Genomic DNA, 18,399 nt, shown 5'->3' on the forward strand with positions numbered 1-18,399 from the left:
AGATCGGCACCTTCCTGCGCCTGTCGCGCGCCACGCATCGCGTGCTGGTTCAGAACATCGCGCTGGCGCTCGGGATCAAGGTGGTGTTCCTGGCGCTGGCCGTGACGGGCCACGCGACACTGTGGATGGCGGTGTTTGCCGACGTGGGCGCGAGCCTGCTGGTGGTGGCCAACGGCCTGCGGCTGCTGCGCGCCGCGCCGGCCAGCCGCTGAACGGAGTGGACGACCCCGAGGCCAGCGGCCACGCTGGCCCCCGGCGGCCGGGGCCGATCCCGGGCAGCCCCCGCAGCGAATCCCCGTATGATGGCGAAAAACAGAGCCGCCCCGCGCGCCATCAAGGAGACTCCCGCTTGTCCGCAGGTTCGCATTCGCCCATCCCGGAAACGTTTCCCACCTTTGAATCGTCGGATTTCTCGGGAGAGGGATCCTTCTATTTCGATCTCGTGCGTCTGCAGGACCACGAGGACATTCCGCGTGGTTTCCTCCACCGGCACCGCTACTACCACCTGCTGTGGATGACCGAGGCGCAGGGCACCCACCTGCTGGACTTCGAGCAGCACGCGGTGCGCGACCACTCGGTCTTCTTCCTGTCCCCGGGCCAGATTCACGCGTGGACGTCGTCGGTGAAACCCAGCGGCTACGTCATGAACATCAGCACCGAATTCTTCGCGCAGATGTTCCCGCGCGCGGACGACATCGCCAAGTTTCCGTTCTTTCACATGGCGGGCGGCCCGCCCGTGATCTACCTGACGCGCGAGCAGCACGACGCCATGCTGCCGCTGCTGGCCGAGATCGAACGCGAAACGCGCGACCGGCAGACGGGTCGCTTTGACGTGGTGCGCTCGTACCTGCTGATCCTCCTGACGCAGCTTCGCCGCCTGTATCCGGCCGACGAACGCGAGACCGCCGCCGGTCCCAGCTATTCGCTGGCCAAGCGCTTCACCATGCTGATCGAAGAGCATTACCTGGACTTTTCGGCCATCCGCCAGTACGCCGACTCCCTATGCGTCAGCGAGCGCCAGCTCAACGACGCGGTCAAGCGCAGCGTGGGGCGCACCGCCAGCCAGCTCGTGCAGGAGCGCATTGCGCTGGAGGCCAAACGGCTGCTGTGCAACACGGACTTGAGCATCGCCGAGATCGGATTCCAGCTGAACATCGAGGACCCGGCGTACTTCGCGCGCTTTTTCAAGAAGCACACGGGCTGCACCCCGGGCGACTTCCGCAAGAAGTTCTACCGCCCCATCGAATGACGGCCGCATCCAAGGGCGGCCGCATCAAACTACAGCTGGGCAGCCCGCCCGCAAAAAAGTGCAAAACAAGCTCTGATCTGTCCTAACGCGCCCTGACCCGGGCTGCGTAAAGTTCATCCGGACTCAACCCGCCGCGCTGCGGCCAGATTGAAACTGCGATGAATGACACTTCGACATTGATGACGGGCGGCCAGCATGTGGTGCGGGCCTTGCTGGAACACGGCGTGGACACCGTATTCGGCGTGCCCGGCGAGAGCTATTTGGACGTCTTGGACGCGCTGTATGCGCACCGCGAGCAGATCCGGCTGGTGTCCTGCCGGCACGAAGGCGCGGCGGCATTCATGGCCGAGGCGCACGGCAAGCTGACCGGCCGGCCCGGCATCTGCATGGTGACGCGCGGCCCCGGCGCCACCAACGCCAGCATCGGCGTGCAGACGGCCTTCCAGGATTCCACCCCGATGATCGTGCTGGTGGGTCAGGTCGGCAACGATATGGTCGAACGCGAGGCCTTCCAGGAAATCGACTACCGGCGCATGTTCGGCCAGTTCACGAAGTGGGTGGCGCAGATCGACAGCGCCGCGCGCGTCACCGAATACCTGAACCGCGCCTTTTCCGTCGCGACGTCCGGCCGCCCCGGCCCCGTGGTGCTGGCGCTGCCCGAGGACATGCTGACGGACGTGGCGCCGGCCCTGTCCTGCGGCGCGATCCAGGTGCCGCAGGCCTACCCGGCGCCCGACACCCTCGCCAGCATGCGCGCGCTGCTTGCCAACGCGCGGCGTCCCCTGCTGATCGCCGGCGGTTCCGGCTGGACCGATACGGGACTGGCAAGCCTGACCCGCTTTGCCGAGATCAACGGCCTGCCGGTCGCGTGCTCATTCCGCCGCCAGGACCTGTTCGACAACCACCACGCGCAGTACGTCGGCGAAGTCGGCATCGGCGTGAACCCGGAACTGGCCGAGGCCGTGCGCCAGGCCGACGTCATCCTGGCCGTGGGTGCGCGGCTGGGCGAGATGGTGACGGGCGGCTATACGCTGCTGCAATCGCCGGTGCCCAGCCAGACGCTGATCCACGTGCTGGCCAGCGCCGAAGAACTGGGCCGCGTGTATCAGCCGGCGCTGAAGATCCAATCGGGCATGGATGCCTTTGCAACGTCGGCGGCGGAACTGGCGCCCGTGGACGCCTCGCCGTGGCGCGACTGGACGCAGACGCTGCGCGGCAACTACCTGCGCTACACCGAGATGCCCGCCACGCGCGGAGACATGGACCCGGCGCGCGTCATTGCCACGCTGCGCGACCAGCTCGACCCGAGCGCCATTCTGACCAACGGCGCGGGCAACTACAGCGCCTGGGCGCATCGCTACTACCGTTTCAGCCAACCGCGCACGCAATTGGCGCCCACCAGCGGCGCCATGGGCTACGGCGTGCCCGCGGCCATCGCGGCCAAGCTGCGCCACCCCGAGCGCCAGGTGATCTGCCTGGCGGGCGACGGCTGCTTCCTGATGACCTCACAGGAACTCGCCACCGTAAAGCAGCACAAGCTGGGCATCGTCTTCATCGTGTTCAACAACGGCATGTACGGCACGATCCGCATGCACCAGGAGGTGCACTACCCCGGCCGCACCATCGGCACGGACCTATGCAACCCGGACTTCGTGGCCTACGCCCAATCGTTTGGCGTGGCCGCCGAACGCGTCGACACCCACGAAGCCTTTGGGCCGGCGCTGGCGCGTGCGCTGGACAGCGGTTCCCCCTATCTGATCGAACTCAGTCTGGACCCCGAGGTGATCACGCCCCGGGCCACGTTGACGAGCCTGCGCGAAAAGGCGCGCACCGCCGGAGCCTGACATAACAGGCCCGGCGTTCACATAAAAAAATCCAACACTGGAGAGAGACATGACCACAACCCTGACCCCGCGCCGCCTGGCGGCCGCCTTCCTGATGACCGCCGCCTCGCTGGGCGCGGCGGCCACGGCCGCTGCGGCGGATTTCCCCGAGCGCCCCCTGCGCATCATCGTGCCGTTCGCCGCAGGCGGCGCCACCGACGTCATCGCGCGCACCGTGGCGCAGTCCATGTCCACCCGGCTGGGGCAGCCCGTCGTGGTGGAAAACAAGGCCGGCGCCAACGGCAACATCGGCGCTGTCATGGCCGCGCGCTCCGAGGCCGACGGCTACACGCTGCTGATGGCCACGTCCAGCCACGCCATCAACGCCTCGCTCTATCACAAGCTGGACTACAACCTGACGCGCGACTTCGCCGGCCTGTCGAACCTGGCCTCAGTGCCGCTCGTCCTGGTGGTGAACCCGTCGGTGCCGGCCAAGACGCCGCAGGAACTGGCCGACTATGCCAAGGCCAACGGCAACCGCGTGAACTACGCGTCCGGCGGCACAGGCACGGCCTCGCACCTGGCCGGCGCGCAATTCAATTCGCTGGCCGGCGCGCAGATGACGCACGTGCCGTACAAGGGCGGCGCGCAGGCGCTCAACGACCTCATGGGCGGACAGGTCCAGATCATGTTCGCCAACCTGCCCGAGGTGCTGTCGCAGGTGCAAGCGGGCCGCCTCACCCCCATCGCCGTCACCGGCACGCAGCGCCACGCTGCCCTGCCCAATGTGCCCGCGTTTTCCGAGACGGCCTACACGGCCATGAACGCGCGCTCGTGGTTCGGCCTGTTCGTGCCGGCCGCCACGCCCGCGCCCGTGGTGGAAAAACTGTCCAAGGCCATCACCGACGGCATCGCCGACCCGGCGGTGCAGGACAAGCTCAAGGGCCTGGGCGCCGACCCCGTGGGCGATGGTCACACCGCCTTCCAGAAATACGTCAACACGGAAGTGGAACGCTGGAGCGTGCTGGTCAAGCAGTCCGGCGCCACCGCCGACTGACACCCGTTTTTGCAACCGCCATCAAGGATTCATCATGCTTTACGACGTACGTACCTACACCTGCCGCGCCGGCACCATCAAGAAGCACCTGGCGCTGTATGCCGAACACGGCTACGAGGTGCAGAGCCGCCATCTGGGCAAGCCGCTCGCCTACATGCAGACCGAGACGGGCAACGTCAACACCTACATGCACATCTGGGTCTATGACAGCGCCGCCGACCGCGAAGCCAAGCGCCAGGCGCTGCAGAAGGATCCGGCCTGGGCGACCTATCTGACCAAAAGCGCCGAGGCCGGCTACCTGATCAGCCAGGAAAACCGCCTGATGACGCCGACGGCATTCTTCAAGCCCTGATGTAAAACGCCGCCCCACGCATGAAGCGCGGGGCGGCGCGATGGTTCAGTATTCGTTCGGCGAAGGCCGCGGCGTGTGATGCCGCGGCCTTCGCCTTTGCGGGCGGCGTCAGCCCGCCTGGTCTTCCTGCGGCCAGTCCCGCAGCACGGGCGCGTCCGGCGCGCCCGGTCCCACGTCGCGCAGATGGTCGTGCTGCAACAGCGCCATCCGATAGGCATCGCGGTACGCGCCGTTGGAAAAGAACTCTTCCTTGAGCAGGCCTTCAATCTGGAAGCCACAGCGCTCGTACACGTGGACGGCAGCGGTATTGTCCTTGTCCACTACCAGATACACCTTGTGCAGGTTCAGCACGCGGAACGCGTAGCCCACCGCAATGCGCGTGGCGGCCTTGGCGTAGCCGCGGCCCTGGTAGCTGGGCGCGATGATGATCTGGAATTCGGCGCGGCGGTGGATGTAGTCGATCTCGACCAGTTCGACCAGCCCGGCGGGCTGCCCGGTGTCGTGTTCGATGATGAAACGCCGCTCGTTCTGGTCGTGCAGGTGGCGGTCGTACAGGGCCACAAGTTCGTCATAGGCCTCGTAAGGCTCTTCGAACCAGTAGCGCATGATGACGTCGTTATTGTTGATCTTGTGCACGAAGTGCAGGTCGCCGCGTTCGAGCGGGCGTAGTTTGATATCGGATGCGACCGACATAGGTACCTCGAAATGACCGCTGGGGTGCGGCCATTCTATGTCATGGCCACGGGTCCTGCTTTGAGGAAACCGTTGGCGGGTTGCGAGCACACAAGTATCTCTAGGAAATACTTAAGAATCTTTATAAAATCCCTGGTTCCCCCGCCCGCCGCGGACGCCCACCGCCTACTTTTCTGCGAATCTCATGAGCCGTCCCGACCCTCTCTTCGTTCAATCCCTGGCCAAAGGCTTCGAACTGCTGGAAGCCTTTGCCCAACGCCCGTCCACCATGAGCATGAACGAACTCATGGAAATCACGGGATTCGACCGTAGCACCACACAGCGCATGACGCACACGCTGGTCACGCTGGGGTATCTGGAACGCGGCGCCGGTGGCAAGGGCTATACGCCGGGCAAGAAGATCCTGCAGCGCAGCTTCGACTACATGCGCAGCGTGCCGCTGCTAGAGCGCGCCACCCCGCTTATCGCCGAGATGCAGCGCGAAACCAATGAGCGCGTGGAACTGAGCCTGTTCGACGATCTGTACATCATTTTTGCGCTGCGCCGCCAGACCAAGCGCCAGACCTTCAGCAGCACGCTGGCCGGCCGCGCGCTGCCCATGGTGCAGACGGCCGGCGGCCGGGCCATCATGTCCCACCTGCCCGAAGAGGAAGTCGAGGACATCCTTGCGCGGTCAAAGGACATGCCGCTTGCCACGATTCCAAGCACGCCCAAAACCAACAATGATCCAGACCGAATCCGGGGCCTCGTTCAGCAGGCGCGACAGGATGGCTATGCGACGGCCATCGAGGAAAGCATGCTGGGCGAGCTGAACCTGGCCGCCGCCATCCTGGATCATCGCCACCGGCCGGTGGCGGCCATCCAGATCGCGGGGCTGGTGTCCGAATGGGCCTCGCCGGCGGAATTTGCGCGGCGTTATTCGCCGCTGCTGCTGACTGCGGCGCGGGGGCTGAGCGGCAAGGTCGGGCTGTCCTGACCGCCGCCCCAACCGCCTATTTGCCCCGCCAGAACAACGGCAACGGCGCGGCCACCATGCCGTCGAACTTCTTGTCGTAGGCCTTGAACTCCGAATAGCCGCCCAGCGGCACGAACATCACCTGTTCATAGGCGCGCTGCTGGATCTCGGCGGCGACACGCTTTTGCGCATCCAAACCCGTCACCGACTCGAACTCGGCGCGCAGGCGCTGGATGGTGTCGTCCTTGGTCCAGCCGGGATAACCGCCCTCGCCCCGGCCATCCAGATTGGCGTTCACGATGGGGTTGAGCAGGTCCATGCTGGTCAGGCTGGAATGGAAGATGCTCCAGCCGCCGTCGGCCAGCGGCGCGTCCTTGCTGCGCCGCGAGAGCAACGTGGCCCAGTCCATCGACTGCACTTCCACGTTCATGCCGATACTGCGCAGGGCCTGCGCGGTGACGGGCGCCAGCGTGGACAGGCTGCGCACGTCGGTGGGATGCAGGACGACGATCTTCTCGCCGGCATAGCCGCTGTCCTTGAGCAACGCCCGCGCTTGCGCCAGATCGGCGGGTTTGGTCTGGGTAGCGCCGGCTTCGGTCTGGTAGGCCGAGATGCAGCTCAGCATGGCGCCGCACAGCTTGTAATAGGCGGGATCGCCCAGCGACGCATCCAGGTAGTCGGCCTGGTATAGCGCGGCCAGCACGGCGCGGCGCACCTTCACGTTGTCCAGCGGCGGCTGCTTCCAGTTCATGCGCAGCGTGTAGGTTTCCGACGCATCGCCATAGCTTTGCACCGTCAGGGTCTTCACGCCATCCAGTTGCGGCAGCAGGTCGGGCGCCACGTTCTCGACGAAGTCGATCTCGCCCTGGCGCAGCGCGTTCACCGCGGTCTGCGCGTCCGGCACGTTGACGACGTCGATGCGGTCAAACATCGCGACTTTGCCGCCGGAAAAGCGGCTGGCGGGCTCCTTGCGCGGCACGTAGTCCGAGTTTTTCACATACGCGGCCTTCACGCCCGCCTGGAATTCGGCCTGCACGAATTTGTACGGGCCCGAGCCCACGGTTTCCTTGATGGCCTCGGACGGCGGCGTGACCGCGATGCGCTGGGGCATGATGAACGGCACGGGCGAACCCGGTTTGGCCAGCGCGTCCAGCAGCAGTCCGTAGGGCTTGGTGAGCACGATGCGGAAGGTGTCGGCCGACGGGCTGTCCATGCTTTGGGTGACGGCAGACAGGCGCGAACCGATGGGATCGCGCTGCGCCCAGCGCTTGAACGACGCCACCACGTCTTCGCCGGTGACCGGCGTGCCGTCGTGGAACTTCAGACCGGGCCGCAACGTGAACACGTAGGTCAGCTGGTCGGGCGACACTGTCCACGATTCGACCATCTGCGGTTGCGGGCGCGAGGCCGCGTCCAGCGAAAACAGCGTGTCGTACACCATGTACCCGTGATTGCGCGTGATGTACGCATTGGTCAGAACGGGGTCCAGCACACGCAGGGGCGCATGCATGACCACCTTGGCATTGACCGGCTCGGCCTGGGCCGGGCAAAGGGGAACCGCCACCGCGAGGACGGCCAGGGCGGCCGCCGCAAAACCACGTTGTCTCATCGTCTTATCCCGATTCAAGGTGAAGAAGAAATGGCGGCCGCGTCCGGGCCGCGCCAGAAAGCCGTTTCAGGGGTGCGTTTCAGTCTTGCTATTCAGTCTTGCATTCAGCGGTGAGATTGAGCGCTGCAATTCACTCCTGCAGCGCCTTCACGGCCCCCTGCAGCGCCCCGTCGCCCACGGGAATCCCGCACGCCCGCAGCGCGGCGTCCACCCCGCCCAGCGCGCCCAGGATCATGGCGGGATGCACGTCGCCCAGGTGGCCGATGCGGAACATCCGTCCCGCAAGCGGCCCCAGCCCGCCCGCCACCGCAACGTGGAAGCGTTCGCGCGCAACGGTTCGCATCGCCTCGACGTCCACGCCGTCGGCGACCGAAATGGTCGTGACCGACACCGCGCGCGCCGCGGGGTCTTCAACAAACAGCTTCAACGCGCCGCCTTGCGACCACGCATTCACCGCCGCATGCACCGCATTCGCCACGCGCCGGTGCCGGGCAAACACGGCCTCCTCGCCTTCGGCGGCAATCAGATCCAGCGCGGCCCGCATGCCTGCCAGCAGACTTTGCGGCGGCGTGCCGCAAAACTTGCGGTAGAGCAGATCGCTCTTGCGCTTGGCCCAGTCCCAATAGGCGCGCGGCGTGGGATTGGCCTGCGCGGCCTGCATCGCGCGTGCGTCGACCGCCGTGAAGGACAGCCCCGGCGGTCCCATCAGTGCCTTCTGCGACGCGCCGATCGCCACATTGACGCCCCACTCGTCCATGCGGAACGGCGTGGCGCCCAAGGACGCGATCACGTCGGCGACCAGCAGCGCCGGATGACCACTGGCGTCCATGGCCCGACGCACGGCCGCGATATCGCTGGTCACGCCGCTGGCGGTGTCGGTATGCACGGCAAACACGGCGGCAATGCGATGCGCCGTGTCGGCGCGCAATGCCGTTTCGATCGCGGCGGGATCCAGCGCCTGGCCCGGCCGGGTCGGCGTGCGCAGGGCCCTCGCGCCCATTGCCTCGGCATGCACGGCCCACGCTTCCGCAAAGTGGCCGCTGCCCGCCACCAGCACCTGCGCGCCGGGCGCGACCAGATTGGCGATGGTGGCTTCCCACGCGCCGTGGCCGTTGGCGGCATACATCAGCACGTCCGCGTGGCGCGTGCCCAGCAGGCGGGCAAGGCCCGCCTCGCAATCCTCGATCAGATCGGCCAGCCGCGGATCGGACAGATCCATGCATTGCCGGCCCATGGCCTCGCGCACCGCATCGGGCACGTGCGTCGGGCCGGGCGTATGCAGGAATTGCGGACCGGCCAATGCGGCGCGGGGTGTCGTCAGGCTGTCTTTCATTCGATTGTCTCCAGATCCGGCTCCAACAGGCGCCGCGCGGCGGTCCATACCCGCTGCGTGTAGATCGGGGCGGTGGGCCGTTCAAACTGGCTCGCGGTGCGTTCACACACCGCCTCCGACGGGAATACCAGCGGCGCGCCGGCCGATTGGGCCTTGACCTGCGCCTGGCAGGCGCGCTCCAGGTAATAGATGTTGACGAAGGCCTCCGCCACCGACGATCCGGCCGCGAGCAGGCCATGGTTGCGCAGGATCATGGCTTTATGCCGGCCAAGGCTGGCGACCAGGCTTTCGCGCTCTTCCAGGTCCAACGCGATGCCCTGGTAATCGTGATAGCCAAGCCGGTTGTAGAAGCGCAGCGCGTGCTGCGTAATCGGCAACAGGCCATCGCGCTGGCACGCCACGGCGATGCCGTCGGCGGTATGCGTATGCACCACGCACGCCAGATCGTGGCGCGCGGCATGCACCGCCGAATGAATGGTGAAGCCGGCCGCGTTGACCAGCTGGCTGTCGGCGTCGCCGGGATCGACCGGATTGCCGTCCAGGTCGATCTTCACCAGGTCCTGCGGGCGCATTTCGTGAAACAGCACGCCGTAGCGGTTGATGAGGAAATGATGCTTCGTGCCCGGCACCCGCGCGCTGATGTGGGTGTCGATCAGATCGGTCATGCGAAAGTGCGCGACCAGGCGGTACAGCGCCGCCAGTTCGTCGCGCACGCGGGCTTCGGTGAGTTCTTGCATGATGAGGGCTCCGGTTGGATTCAGGCGTTGTCCGCCACCAGATCGGGCTGCGCGCGAATCAACCGGGCAATCGCCACGCTCCCCGCGTCGCCGCGCCGCTCCAGCTGGTGGATCACGCCCATGCGGTCGGCCACCGATTTATCCTGGTTCAGTTTCATCTTTCCTTCCAGCCCGGCAATCGGAATCTCCAGCGCCGCGATCGCCTTCAGGCGCGGCGCCGTCAGCGTTTCGGGCATGTCCGGAAAGCGCCACGCGCCGCCCAGCGGCGTGTCGTAGCACGCCACCGTCTCCGTCAGCACCGCGCGGATGGCCTCGGGCGCTTCGATCAGGCGCGGCGTGCCGCGCGCATGGACGGCGGTGTAGTTCCACGTCGGGAAGGTCTGCTGGTTCACGTACCAGCTTGGCGAAATGAACGCGTGCGGGCCCTGGAACAGCACCAGCGCCTGCGCGCCGTCCTGCAGGTCGCGCCACTGCGGATTGGCGCGCGCCAGGTGGGTGACCAGCGTTCCGCGCCCGCCGTCATCGCGCAGCAGGAACGGCAGGTGCGTGGCGTTCGCGCCCGCCGCGCCCATGGTCACCAGGGTGGCGAAACTGTGCGCGCGCATGAACGCGTGCAGGACGCCGATATCGGCTTCGGCATAGGCCGGCGGGGTATACATGTCGCCCCCTTAGGCCTTGGCGTGCAGCCAGCGCGCCGTGTCGTCAAAGGCTTCGCCCGCGACCGCGGCAATGGAGACGGCCTCCAGGAAGCTGTGCGCGGTGCCGGGGTACACCTTGGATGCGACGTCCACGCCGGCCTCGCGCAGCTTGCGCTCCAGTTCGATGCTGTCGTCATGCAGCGGATCGCATTCGGTCACCACCAGCCAAGCCGGCGGCAGGCCTTTCAGGTCGGCGCGCAGGATGTCCACGCGCGGATCGAAGAAGTCCTTGCCGTGGCGGATGTGCATGCCGCGGAACCAGATCATCATGTGCAGCGACAGGCCGTATTCGCCGGCGCCGTAACGCACGACCGAATTGCGGAACAGGTTGCTGCCAAACCCGCCGTAGTTCAGCACCAGCCCCTTGATCAGCGGCACGCCTTCGTCGCGCAGCGTCAGCGCCGTGCCCATGGACAGGTTGGCGCCGGCCGAGTCACCGCCCACGAAGATCCGACCGGCGTCGATATCCAGTTCGCCCGCCGACGCGGCAACCCAGCGCAGCACGTCCACGCATTCTTCCAGCGGCTGCGGGAACTTGGCTTCGGGTGCGCGGGTGTAGTCCACGCCTACGACCACGATCCCGGCGCGTTCGGCGTATTCGCGCATCACGCGGTCATGCGTGTCGATGCTGAACAGCACGAAGCCGCCGCCGTGGATGTACATGAACGCGCCCGGCAGCCGGCGCTCTGCCGGGTAGTAGACCCGCACGCGCACGGCCCCGTGGCGGGTGGTCACCTGATGTTCGTCCGTACGCGCCATTTGCGGACCGCCCTGAGCCCACGGCAGGCGTACCTTCTCGGCATTGGCCCGGCCCTGTTCGATGGACAGGGTGTCGCGGCGCGGGTACTGCGACGCGTCCGCCGCCATGCGCCGCAGGAATTCGGCGATCTGCGGGTCCAGAGGCGCAGGCGTACCGGTGGGAATGGTGAACGCGGGATCTTCGAAATGCATGGAATGTCTCGTCTTGGGTTGGCAATCGGAAATCGGGATATCGGTGTCAGTAGCCGCGCGACAGGTCTACGGTACGGGCCAGGGACTCGCCCTGACGCAGCCGGCGGATGTTGTCCACGACCTGCTCGGCCACGGTGCCGGGCGACGGCATGGTCGCCATGTGCGGCGTGACGATCACGCCGGGCGTCGACCACAGCGGATCAGCGGGGTCCAGCGGTTCCTGCGCGAACACGTCAAGCACGGCCCCGCGCAGTTGCCCGCGCGCCAGGGCGTCGATCAGGTCGGCCGCGACCAGGTGTTCGCCCCGGCCGCAATTGACCACCGCCGCGCCTTGCGGCAGCGCGTCGAAGGTGCGGCGGTTCAGGATGCCGCGCGTAGCGTCGGTCAGCGGCACCAGGCACACCAGCACGTCGGTGTTGGCCAGGAATTCGTCAAAGGCGTCCTCGCCGGCATAAACGCGCACCCCGTCGATGTCCCGCGGGGTGCGCGACCAGCCGTTGACCGGATACCCCATGCCCGGCAGCACCGCCGCAATGGCGCCGCCCAGTTCGCCCAGGCCCATCAGGCCGATCCGGCATTGCGACGCCGGCGTCTGCGGCGGCCGGCTCCAGCGCGCGGCACGCTGGTTGGACAGCGCCAGGTCCAGCTTGCGGTGAAACGTCAGCACGCACCACAGCACGTACTGCAGCATGCCTTGCGCCAACTGCGGATCGACCACGCGGCAGACCGGCAGCCCGCGCGTGCGCTGGCCGTCCAGCAAGTTGTCCACGCCGGCGGCGATGCTGTGGATCAGCTTCAGGTTGGGCATGTCGTCATACACGCCCACGGGCGGGTTCCAGCAGACCGCCACGTCGGCATGCAGGCTGCGCGGGTCCGGCCAGACGGCAACGTCCAGGTCGGGCGCCAGCCCCTGCAACAGCGGCTGAAAGTAGGAAAGGTTGGCCGATCGGCTCAATAAAGCAACGCGTGTCATCGGGATTTCCTTCAAGCGCCGGCCAATGCCAGGCCCGCCGCGGGCCGGCTGCCCAGTCCGTCCTTGCCGGGAATGGCGGCCAGCAGTTCCTGGGTATACGTGCTGCCGGGCCGCGTGAAGATCTGCTCGGCGGGGCCGATCTCCATGACGCGGCCGCGCTGCATCACGGCGATGCGGTGACACAGCCGGGCGGCCACGCGCAGGTCGTGGGTGATGAAGATCATGCTCAGGTTCAGTTGCGCGCGAATGCGCTCCAGCAGGTCCAGGATCTGCGCCTGCACCGACACGTCCAGCGCCGACACCGCCTCGTCCGCGATCAGGATCTCCGGCTCCATCATCAGCGCCCGCGCGATCGAAATCCGCTGGCGCTGTCCGCCGGAAAATTCGTGCGGATAGCGCTTGAGCGCGCTGGCATCGATGCTGACCAGCGCCAGCATGTCGCGCATCCGCGCCTGCACGCGGGCCGGGTCTTCGCCGTAGTTCAGCGGTCCCTCGGACAGCGTGGCCTCGATGGTCAGGCGCGGGTTGAAGGACCGATAAGGGTCCTGGAACACCATCTGAATCCGCTTGCACCATTGGCGCCACGCGGCGCGCGACAGGTTCGACACGTCCTCGCCATTCATAACGATGCGGCCGGACGTGGGGCGCGCGAAGTGCGCCAGGCACCGGCCCAGCGTCGTCTTGCCCGAGCCGGACTCGCCGACGATGCCCAGCGTTTCGCCGCGCGCCAGCGACAGCGACACGCCGTCCAGCGCATTGACCTCGCGCCGCTTGGACCGGAACAGGCTGGACGTCACGAAGCGCATGCCCAGGTTTTCGACCGAAATGACCGGGTCGCCTTCGGCCAGCGGCGCGCCGGCGCCGAACTTGCCCTTGGGCACGGCGTCGATCAGCTTGCGGGTATAGGGATGCTGCGGGTTGGCCAGCACGTCGGCGGCGGCGCCGGCCTCCACGATGCGGCCGTGCTGCATCACGATCACGCGGTCAGCGATCTCGGCTACCACGTCGAAGTCGTGCGTGATGAACAGGATGCCGGTGTCGTGGCGCTCGCGCAGGCCATGCAGCAGGCGCAGCACCTGTGCCTGCGACGTCACGTCCAGCGCGGTGGTCGGCTCGTCGGCGATGATCAGCGCCGGCTCCATCGCCAGCGCCATCGCGATCATGACCCGCTGCCGCTGCCCGCCCGACAACTGGTGCGGAAAGGCGTGGCGCAGGGTTTCGGGCGACGGCAACCGCATGTCGGTCAGCAGCGCCAGCACGCGCTGGTCGACCTCGCGGCGCGACAGCGACGGGCCGTGAAACTGGAAGATCTCGGCGATCTGATCGCCCACCTGCATCAGCGGGTTCAGAGCCGTCATGGGCTCCTGGAAGATCATGGCCATCCGGTCGCCGCGCAGCGCGCGCAGCTCGGCCAATGAGGCGTGCGTAATGTCGCGGCCGGACAGCAGGATCTGCCCGCTTTCCAGCTTGAGCACGTTCTTGGGCAAGAGCCCCATCACCGCGCTGGCCGTGACGGACTTGCCCGAGCCCGATTCGCCGACGATGCACACGATTTCGCGCGGACTGACGGTGAGCGCGATGCCCTCGGCGGCGTAACGCCGGTCGCCGGCGCCGGGCAGGCTGACCTTCAGGTCGCGGATTTCCAGAATGGGAGGTGAGGACATCGGCTTCAACCCTTGCGTTGGCGCGCCATGCGCGGGTCCAGGCGATCACGCAGCGCGTCGCCGAACAGGTTCACGGACAGGATCAGGAGCGCCAGAAAGACGCCCGGAAACAGGACGATCCACGGCGCGCGCTGGAAGAACGGGCGGCCCTCGGAAATGATGCTGCCCAGGCTGGGGATCTCGGGCGGAAAGCCCAGGCCCAGGAAGCCCAGCACGGCTTCGATCAGGATGGCCGAGGCGCAGATGAACGTGGCCTGCACCACCAGCGGGTTGATCGTGCTGGGCAGGACATGGCGCCACAGCACGCGCCAGGTCGCCGTGCCCATGCCCAGCGACGCTTCGACGTAAGGTTCTTCGCGCACCGACAGCACCACGCTGCGCACCAGCCGCGCCACCCGGGGGATCTCGGGGATGGCGATGGCCGTCACCATCGTGGGAATGGTCGCGCCGCCCAGCGCCACCATGGCGATGGCCAGCAGCAGGCCAGGAATGGCCATGATGCCGTCGATGATGCGCATCACCACCGCGTCCAGCTGGCGGAAATAGCCCGCCAGAAGGCCCAGCAGCAGCCCGGCGCACACCGAGATCACGCTGACCAGCGCCGCCAGCGTGATCGACAGCCGTCCACCGTACAGCACGCGCGAAAACAGGTCGCGGCCCAGCGAATCCGTGCCCAGCCAATACTCGGCGCTGACCGGCTTGAGCCGCATGCGGGGCGCCAGCGCGGCGGGGTCATGCCAGGTAATCAGCGGCGCCAGCATAGCCAGCCCCACCAGCGCCACCAGCAGCGCCAACCCGGTGGACATCATGGGATCGCGCGTCAGCGCGGGCCAGAAGGAACGGGGACGATCCAGAGCAGTTGTGGTCATGTCCGGCCTCAGTAGCGGATGCGCGGATCGAGCACGACATACAGCAGGTCGATCGCCAGGTTGATGAAGACATACACGAACGAGAAGAACAGGATGGTGCCCTGCACCACCGGATAGTCGCGCGCCAGCACGGCGTCGACGATCAGGCGGCCCACGCCGGGAATGTTGAAGATGGTCTCGGTGACGACCACCCCGCTGATCAGCGTGGTGAGCGCCAGCCCGATGACGGTGACGATGGGCACCGCGGCGTTGCGCAGGGCGTGGCGGTACAGCACGTAGCGTTCGGGCACGCCCTTGGCGCGTGCCGTGCGCACGAAGTCTTCGCCCAGCACTTCCAGCATGCTGCCCCGCGTGATGCGGGTGATCAGCGCCACGAACACTGTCGCCAGCGTGATGGTGGGCAGCGCCATGTGATACAGAAACGTCCCGAACCCCGACGCCAGTCCCGCGTAGCCTTGCACCGGAAACCAGTTCAGCTTCACCGAGAACGCCAGGATCAGCAGATAGCCCACCACGAACGCCGGCACCGAAAACGCCAGCACCGTGACCGCCAACGTGACGCGGTCGAACAGCCCCTTGTGCCACCACGCCGAAAACACGCCCAGCGGAATCGCGGCAAAGATGGTGAGCAGGATTGCGCAGATGGCCAGCGCCATCGTCGGACCGAGCCGCTGGCCGATCAGCGTGGTCACCGGGTCCTTCGAAATGATCGAGGAACCCAGGTCGCCTTGGAGCAGCGCGCCCATCGCCAGGGCGTACTGCGTGGGCAGCGGGCGGTCCAGGCCCATCTCGGCGCGGACCTGCGCCACGGCTTCCTCGCTGGCCATGTCGCCGGCGATGACGCGAGCGGGGTCGCCCGGCGCCAGCCGCAACAGCAGGAACACCACGGTGGCCACCACCAGCATCACGGGGATGGCGGCCAGCACGCGCTTGAAGATCAGATTGAGCATGATGGAGATCCCTTCCCGCTACTTGGGCGAGGTCCAGAAGAGCGGAATCGGCGCATCGACCATGTCCGCGAACTTGGCGTTGTAGCCCTTGAACTTGGAGTACCCGCCCAGCGGCACGTACATCACCTGTTCATAGTTGCGGCGCTGGATGGCCTGGGCCAGTTCGCGGCGTTCGTCCTCGGTGCGCGCGGCGGCGAAGCGGCTGCGCAGCTCGTCCATGACGGCGTCGTGCGTCCAGCCGGGGTAGGTGGAATCCGCGCGCCCGTCCAGGTTGGGATTGCCCACCGCCGAGATCAGATCCAGACTGGACAGGTTGGACTGGAAGATGCTCCAGCCGCCCTGCTCCACGCCCTCTTTCTTGCTGCGGCGGCTGAGCAGCGTGGCCCAGTCCATCGACTGGATCTCGACGTTCATGCCGATGCTGCGCAGCGCCTGCGCCGTCACGGGCGCGATGTTCGCGAAGATGGGCAGGTCGGTCGGATGCAGCACCACGACCTTTTCGCCGACGTAACCGCTTTCCTTCAGCAGCTTGCGGGCGTTTGCCAGATCCGGTGTCTTGATCTGCGTGGCGCCCTCTTCGGACGCATAGGGCGAGACGCAGGTCAGCACCGCGCCGCACACCTGGTACACGTCCGGGTCCCCGATCTGCGCGTCCAGGTAGTCCGCTTCATACAGGGCGGCCAGCGCCGCGCGGCGCACCTTCACGTTGTTGAACGGCGCCTGCAGCCAGTTCATCCGCAGGGTGAACATGTTGGAGTTCTTGCCGTAGGACTTGAGCGCGATGCCCTTGGCGTCCTTCAACTGCGGCATCAGGTCGGGCGGCACATCTTCCAGGAAGTCGATCTCGCCGTTGCGCAGCGCGTTCACCGCGGTCTGGCTGTCGGGGATGTTCAAGAGTTCCAGCCGGTCCACCGTGACGACCTTGCCCCCCGCGAACGCACTGGCCGGCTCCTTGCGCGGCACGTAGCCGTCGAACTTTATATAGGTGGCTTTCACGCCGGCCTGGAAATCGGCCTGCACGAATTTGTAAGGGCCGGACCCGATCGTCTCGCTGATCGCCTGCGAGGCCGGCGCGGACGCGATGCGCTTGGGCATGATGAACGGCACCGGCGAGCTTTCCTTGGCCAGCGATTCCAGCACCAATCCGTAGGGCGCCTTGAGCTTGAGCGTGAAGGTGTCGGCGCCCGTCGCGGCGAGTTCGGCGGTAGCGTTCTTCAGGCGGTTGCCGATCGTCGCGTCGCCCGCCTGCCAACGCTGCAGGGACGCGACGACATCCTCGGCCGTGACCGGCGCGCCGTCATGGAACACCAACCCGGGGCGCAACTTGAAGACATAGTTCATGCCGTCTTCGGACACCGTCCACGACTCCACCATCTGCGGTCGCGGCCGACCCGAGGCGTCCATCGAGAAGAGCGTGTCGTACACCAGATAGCCGTGATTGCGCGTGACGTAGGCCGACGTCAGGATCGGGTCCAGCACGCGCAGCGGCGCGTGCATCACAAACTTGGCGGTGGTCTGGGCCTGGCTGGCGGCGGGCACGGCGGCCAGCGGTGCGGCTGCGGCCAGGAACATTGCTGCGGAAAACAGAAAGGATCGCTTCATTACTTCCCCTTTATGGTTTGGTCCGGCGCCGGCGGCGTGCCGGCGGGCCTTGGTGCGGATCAGGGCAGCAGGATCTGCCGTCCCGTCCAGGGCGCGGCCCGTTCCAGCTCGGCCGCCAGGCGCAGGATCTGGTCCTCGCGCCCGAAGTGCCCGATGAGCTGGCTGGCCACCGGCACGCCCGATTCCGTCCAGTCCAGCGGCAGGCTGGCCGCCGGCTGGCCCGACGCATTGATTACCGCCAGGAACGTGGCATAGCGCGACACCTTTTCGCGGAACGCCCAGAACTCGCCGTCTAGCGCCAGCTCGCCCAGCTTGGCGGGCAGTTGCGCCAGCGTGGGCGTCAGCACCAGATCGACGTCCGTCATGGCCGACTCGATGGCGCGGCCGATCGCGTGAAAGCGGTTGATCGAATCCACGTATTGCATGGCGGTCAGTTCGCGGCCCACCGACAGGCCGTCTCGGATGACCGGCTCCAGATCGTCGTCGCGCAGCTCGCGCCCGCGGATTGCCAGGCGCGCCTGCACGGCCAGCACGATGTTCGTGGCCAGCACGGTGCCGTGGGCGCGGACGAATCCCGAGTAGTCCAGGTCCGGCAACGGCGCGTCGACGACCTCATGACCCAGTTCCCGGCACAGGCGGGCCGTGCGCTCCACGGCGGCCAGACATTCCGGCGCGATGGGGATGCCGTTCCACGCCTGGCGCCACACGGCGATGCGCAGGGGCTCGCGGCGCTGCTCGCGCACCGAATCCAGATACGAGCCCGGCGCGGGCGGCGCGGCGTACGGCGAACCCGGCGCATAGCCGCTGATCCCGTCCATCGCCGCTGCGGTATCGCGCACGCTGCGCGTCAGCACGCATTCGCAGGCCATGCCGCCCCACCCTTC

General features: G+C 67.0%; 17 protein-coding genes and 1 pseudogene. 6 read left to right on the forward strand and 12 right to left on the reverse strand.

The features are described from left to right. From B3446_RS22690 to B3446_RS22710, 5 genes and pseudogenes are all read left to right on the forward strand, one after another. Positions 1-212: pseudogene (locus B3446_RS22690) on the forward strand (ATPase); the annotation flags it as partial. Positions 213-349: 137 nt separating this feature from the next. Further along, positions 350-1,249 carry a helix-turn-helix domain-containing protein gene (locus tag B3446_RS22695; protein ID WP_291385209.1) on the forward strand — a complete coding sequence of 300 codons (900 nt, stop codon included), beginning with the start codon at positions 350-352 and terminating at the stop codon, positions 1,247-1,249. Positions 1,250-1,407: 158 nt separating this feature from the next. Beyond that, the gene (locus B3446_RS22700; RefSeq protein ID WP_291385211.1) at positions 1,408-3,093 is read left to right on the forward strand and encodes a thiamine pyrophosphate-binding protein; all 1,686 of its coding nucleotides are present in this window, start codon (positions 1,408-1,410) and stop codon (positions 3,091-3,093) included. Positions 3,094-3,142: 49 nt separating this feature from the next. Further along, on the forward strand, positions 3,143-4,129 hold the full coding sequence (locus tag B3446_RS22705; RefSeq protein WP_175124182.1) for a tripartite tricarboxylate transporter substrate binding protein: 987 nt from the start codon (positions 3,143-3,145) through the stop codon (positions 4,127-4,129). Between the two features lie 34 nt (positions 4,130-4,163). Beyond that, complete coding sequence (locus B3446_RS22710) at positions 4,164-4,481, forward strand: NIPSNAP family protein (protein WP_056316357.1); 318 nt, start codon at positions 4,164-4,166, stop codon at positions 4,479-4,481. Positions 4,482-4,589: 108 nt separating this feature from the next. On the opposite strand, the gene speG is transcribed toward B3446_RS22710, so the two are convergent. After that, positions 4,590-5,174 carry a spermidine N1-acetyltransferase gene (speG, locus tag B3446_RS22715; protein ID WP_175124181.1) on the reverse strand — a complete coding sequence of 195 codons (585 nt, stop codon included), beginning with the start codon at positions 5,172-5,174 and terminating at the stop codon, positions 4,590-4,592. A gap of 184 nt (positions 5,175-5,358) precedes the next feature. Between speG and B3446_RS22720 the strand changes: the two genes are divergently transcribed. After that, positions 5,359-6,150, forward strand: a complete 792-nt coding sequence (locus B3446_RS22720; RefSeq protein WP_191577368.1) for an IclR family transcriptional regulator — start codon at positions 5,359-5,361, stop codon at positions 6,148-6,150. Positions 6,151-6,166: 16 nt separating this feature from the next. Here B3446_RS22720 and B3446_RS22725 read toward each other — a convergent pair whose 3' ends face one another. From B3446_RS22725 to B3446_RS22775, 11 genes are all read right to left on the reverse strand, one after another. After that, a complete protein-coding gene (locus tag B3446_RS22725) occupies positions 6,167-7,738 on the reverse strand; it encodes an ABC transporter substrate-binding protein (protein WP_291385215.1) in 1,572 nt (523 codons plus the stop codon). 130 nt (positions 7,739-7,868) lie between these two features. Beyond that, on the reverse strand, positions 7,869-9,071 hold the full coding sequence (locus B3446_RS22730; RefSeq protein WP_291385217.1) for a pyridoxal-phosphate-dependent aminotransferase family protein: 1,203 nt from the start codon (positions 9,069-9,071) through the stop codon (positions 7,869-7,871). After that, positions 9,068-9,808, reverse strand: a complete 741-nt coding sequence (locus B3446_RS22735; protein ID WP_291385219.1) for a class II aldolase/adducin family protein — start codon at positions 9,806-9,808, stop codon at positions 9,068-9,070. Before B3446_RS22735 ends, B3446_RS22730 begins: the two co-directional genes overlap by 4 nt. A gap of 20 nt (positions 9,809-9,828) precedes the next feature. Beyond that, positions 9,829-10,467, reverse strand: a complete 639-nt coding sequence (locus tag B3446_RS22740; protein WP_291385221.1) for an FMN-binding negative transcriptional regulator — start codon at positions 10,465-10,467, stop codon at positions 9,829-9,831. A gap of 9 nt (positions 10,468-10,476) precedes the next feature. Then, positions 10,477-11,457, reverse strand: coding sequence for an alpha/beta hydrolase fold domain-containing protein (locus B3446_RS22745; RefSeq protein WP_291385223.1), 981 nt, complete (start codon positions 11,455-11,457; stop codon positions 10,477-10,479). Between the two features lie 46 nt (positions 11,458-11,503). Further along, positions 11,504-12,430, reverse strand: a complete 927-nt coding sequence (locus tag B3446_RS22750) for a 2-hydroxyacid dehydrogenase (RefSeq protein ID WP_291385225.1) — start codon at positions 12,428-12,430, stop codon at positions 11,504-11,506. A gap of 11 nt (positions 12,431-12,441) precedes the next feature. Further along, complete coding sequence (locus tag B3446_RS22755; protein WP_291385227.1) at positions 12,442-14,094, reverse strand: ABC transporter ATP-binding protein; 1,653 nt, start codon at positions 14,092-14,094, stop codon at positions 12,442-12,444. A 5-nt stretch (positions 14,095-14,099) separates the two neighbouring features. Beyond that, positions 14,100-14,963, reverse strand: coding sequence for an ABC transporter permease (locus tag B3446_RS22760; RefSeq protein ID WP_291385229.1), 864 nt, complete (start codon positions 14,961-14,963; stop codon positions 14,100-14,102). An 8-nt stretch (positions 14,964-14,971) separates the two neighbouring features. After that, the gene (locus B3446_RS22765) at positions 14,972-15,913 is read right to left on the reverse strand and encodes an ABC transporter permease (RefSeq protein ID WP_175185139.1); all 942 of its coding nucleotides are present in this window, start codon (positions 15,911-15,913) and stop codon (positions 14,972-14,974) included. An 18-nt stretch (positions 15,914-15,931) separates the two neighbouring features. Beyond that, complete coding sequence (locus B3446_RS22770) at positions 15,932-17,515, reverse strand: ABC transporter substrate-binding protein (protein WP_291385232.1); 1,584 nt, start codon at positions 17,513-17,515, stop codon at positions 15,932-15,934. A 59-nt stretch (positions 17,516-17,574) separates the two neighbouring features. Next, on the reverse strand, positions 17,575-18,399 hold an 825-nt coding region (locus tag B3446_RS22775; protein WP_291385234.1), incomplete at its 5' end, for an amidase.

The organism is Achromobacter sp. UBA5777, from assembly GCF_002418565.1.
Taxonomy (GTDB): Bacteria; Pseudomonadota; Gammaproteobacteria; order Burkholderiales; family Burkholderiaceae_B; genus Achromobacter; species Achromobacter animicus.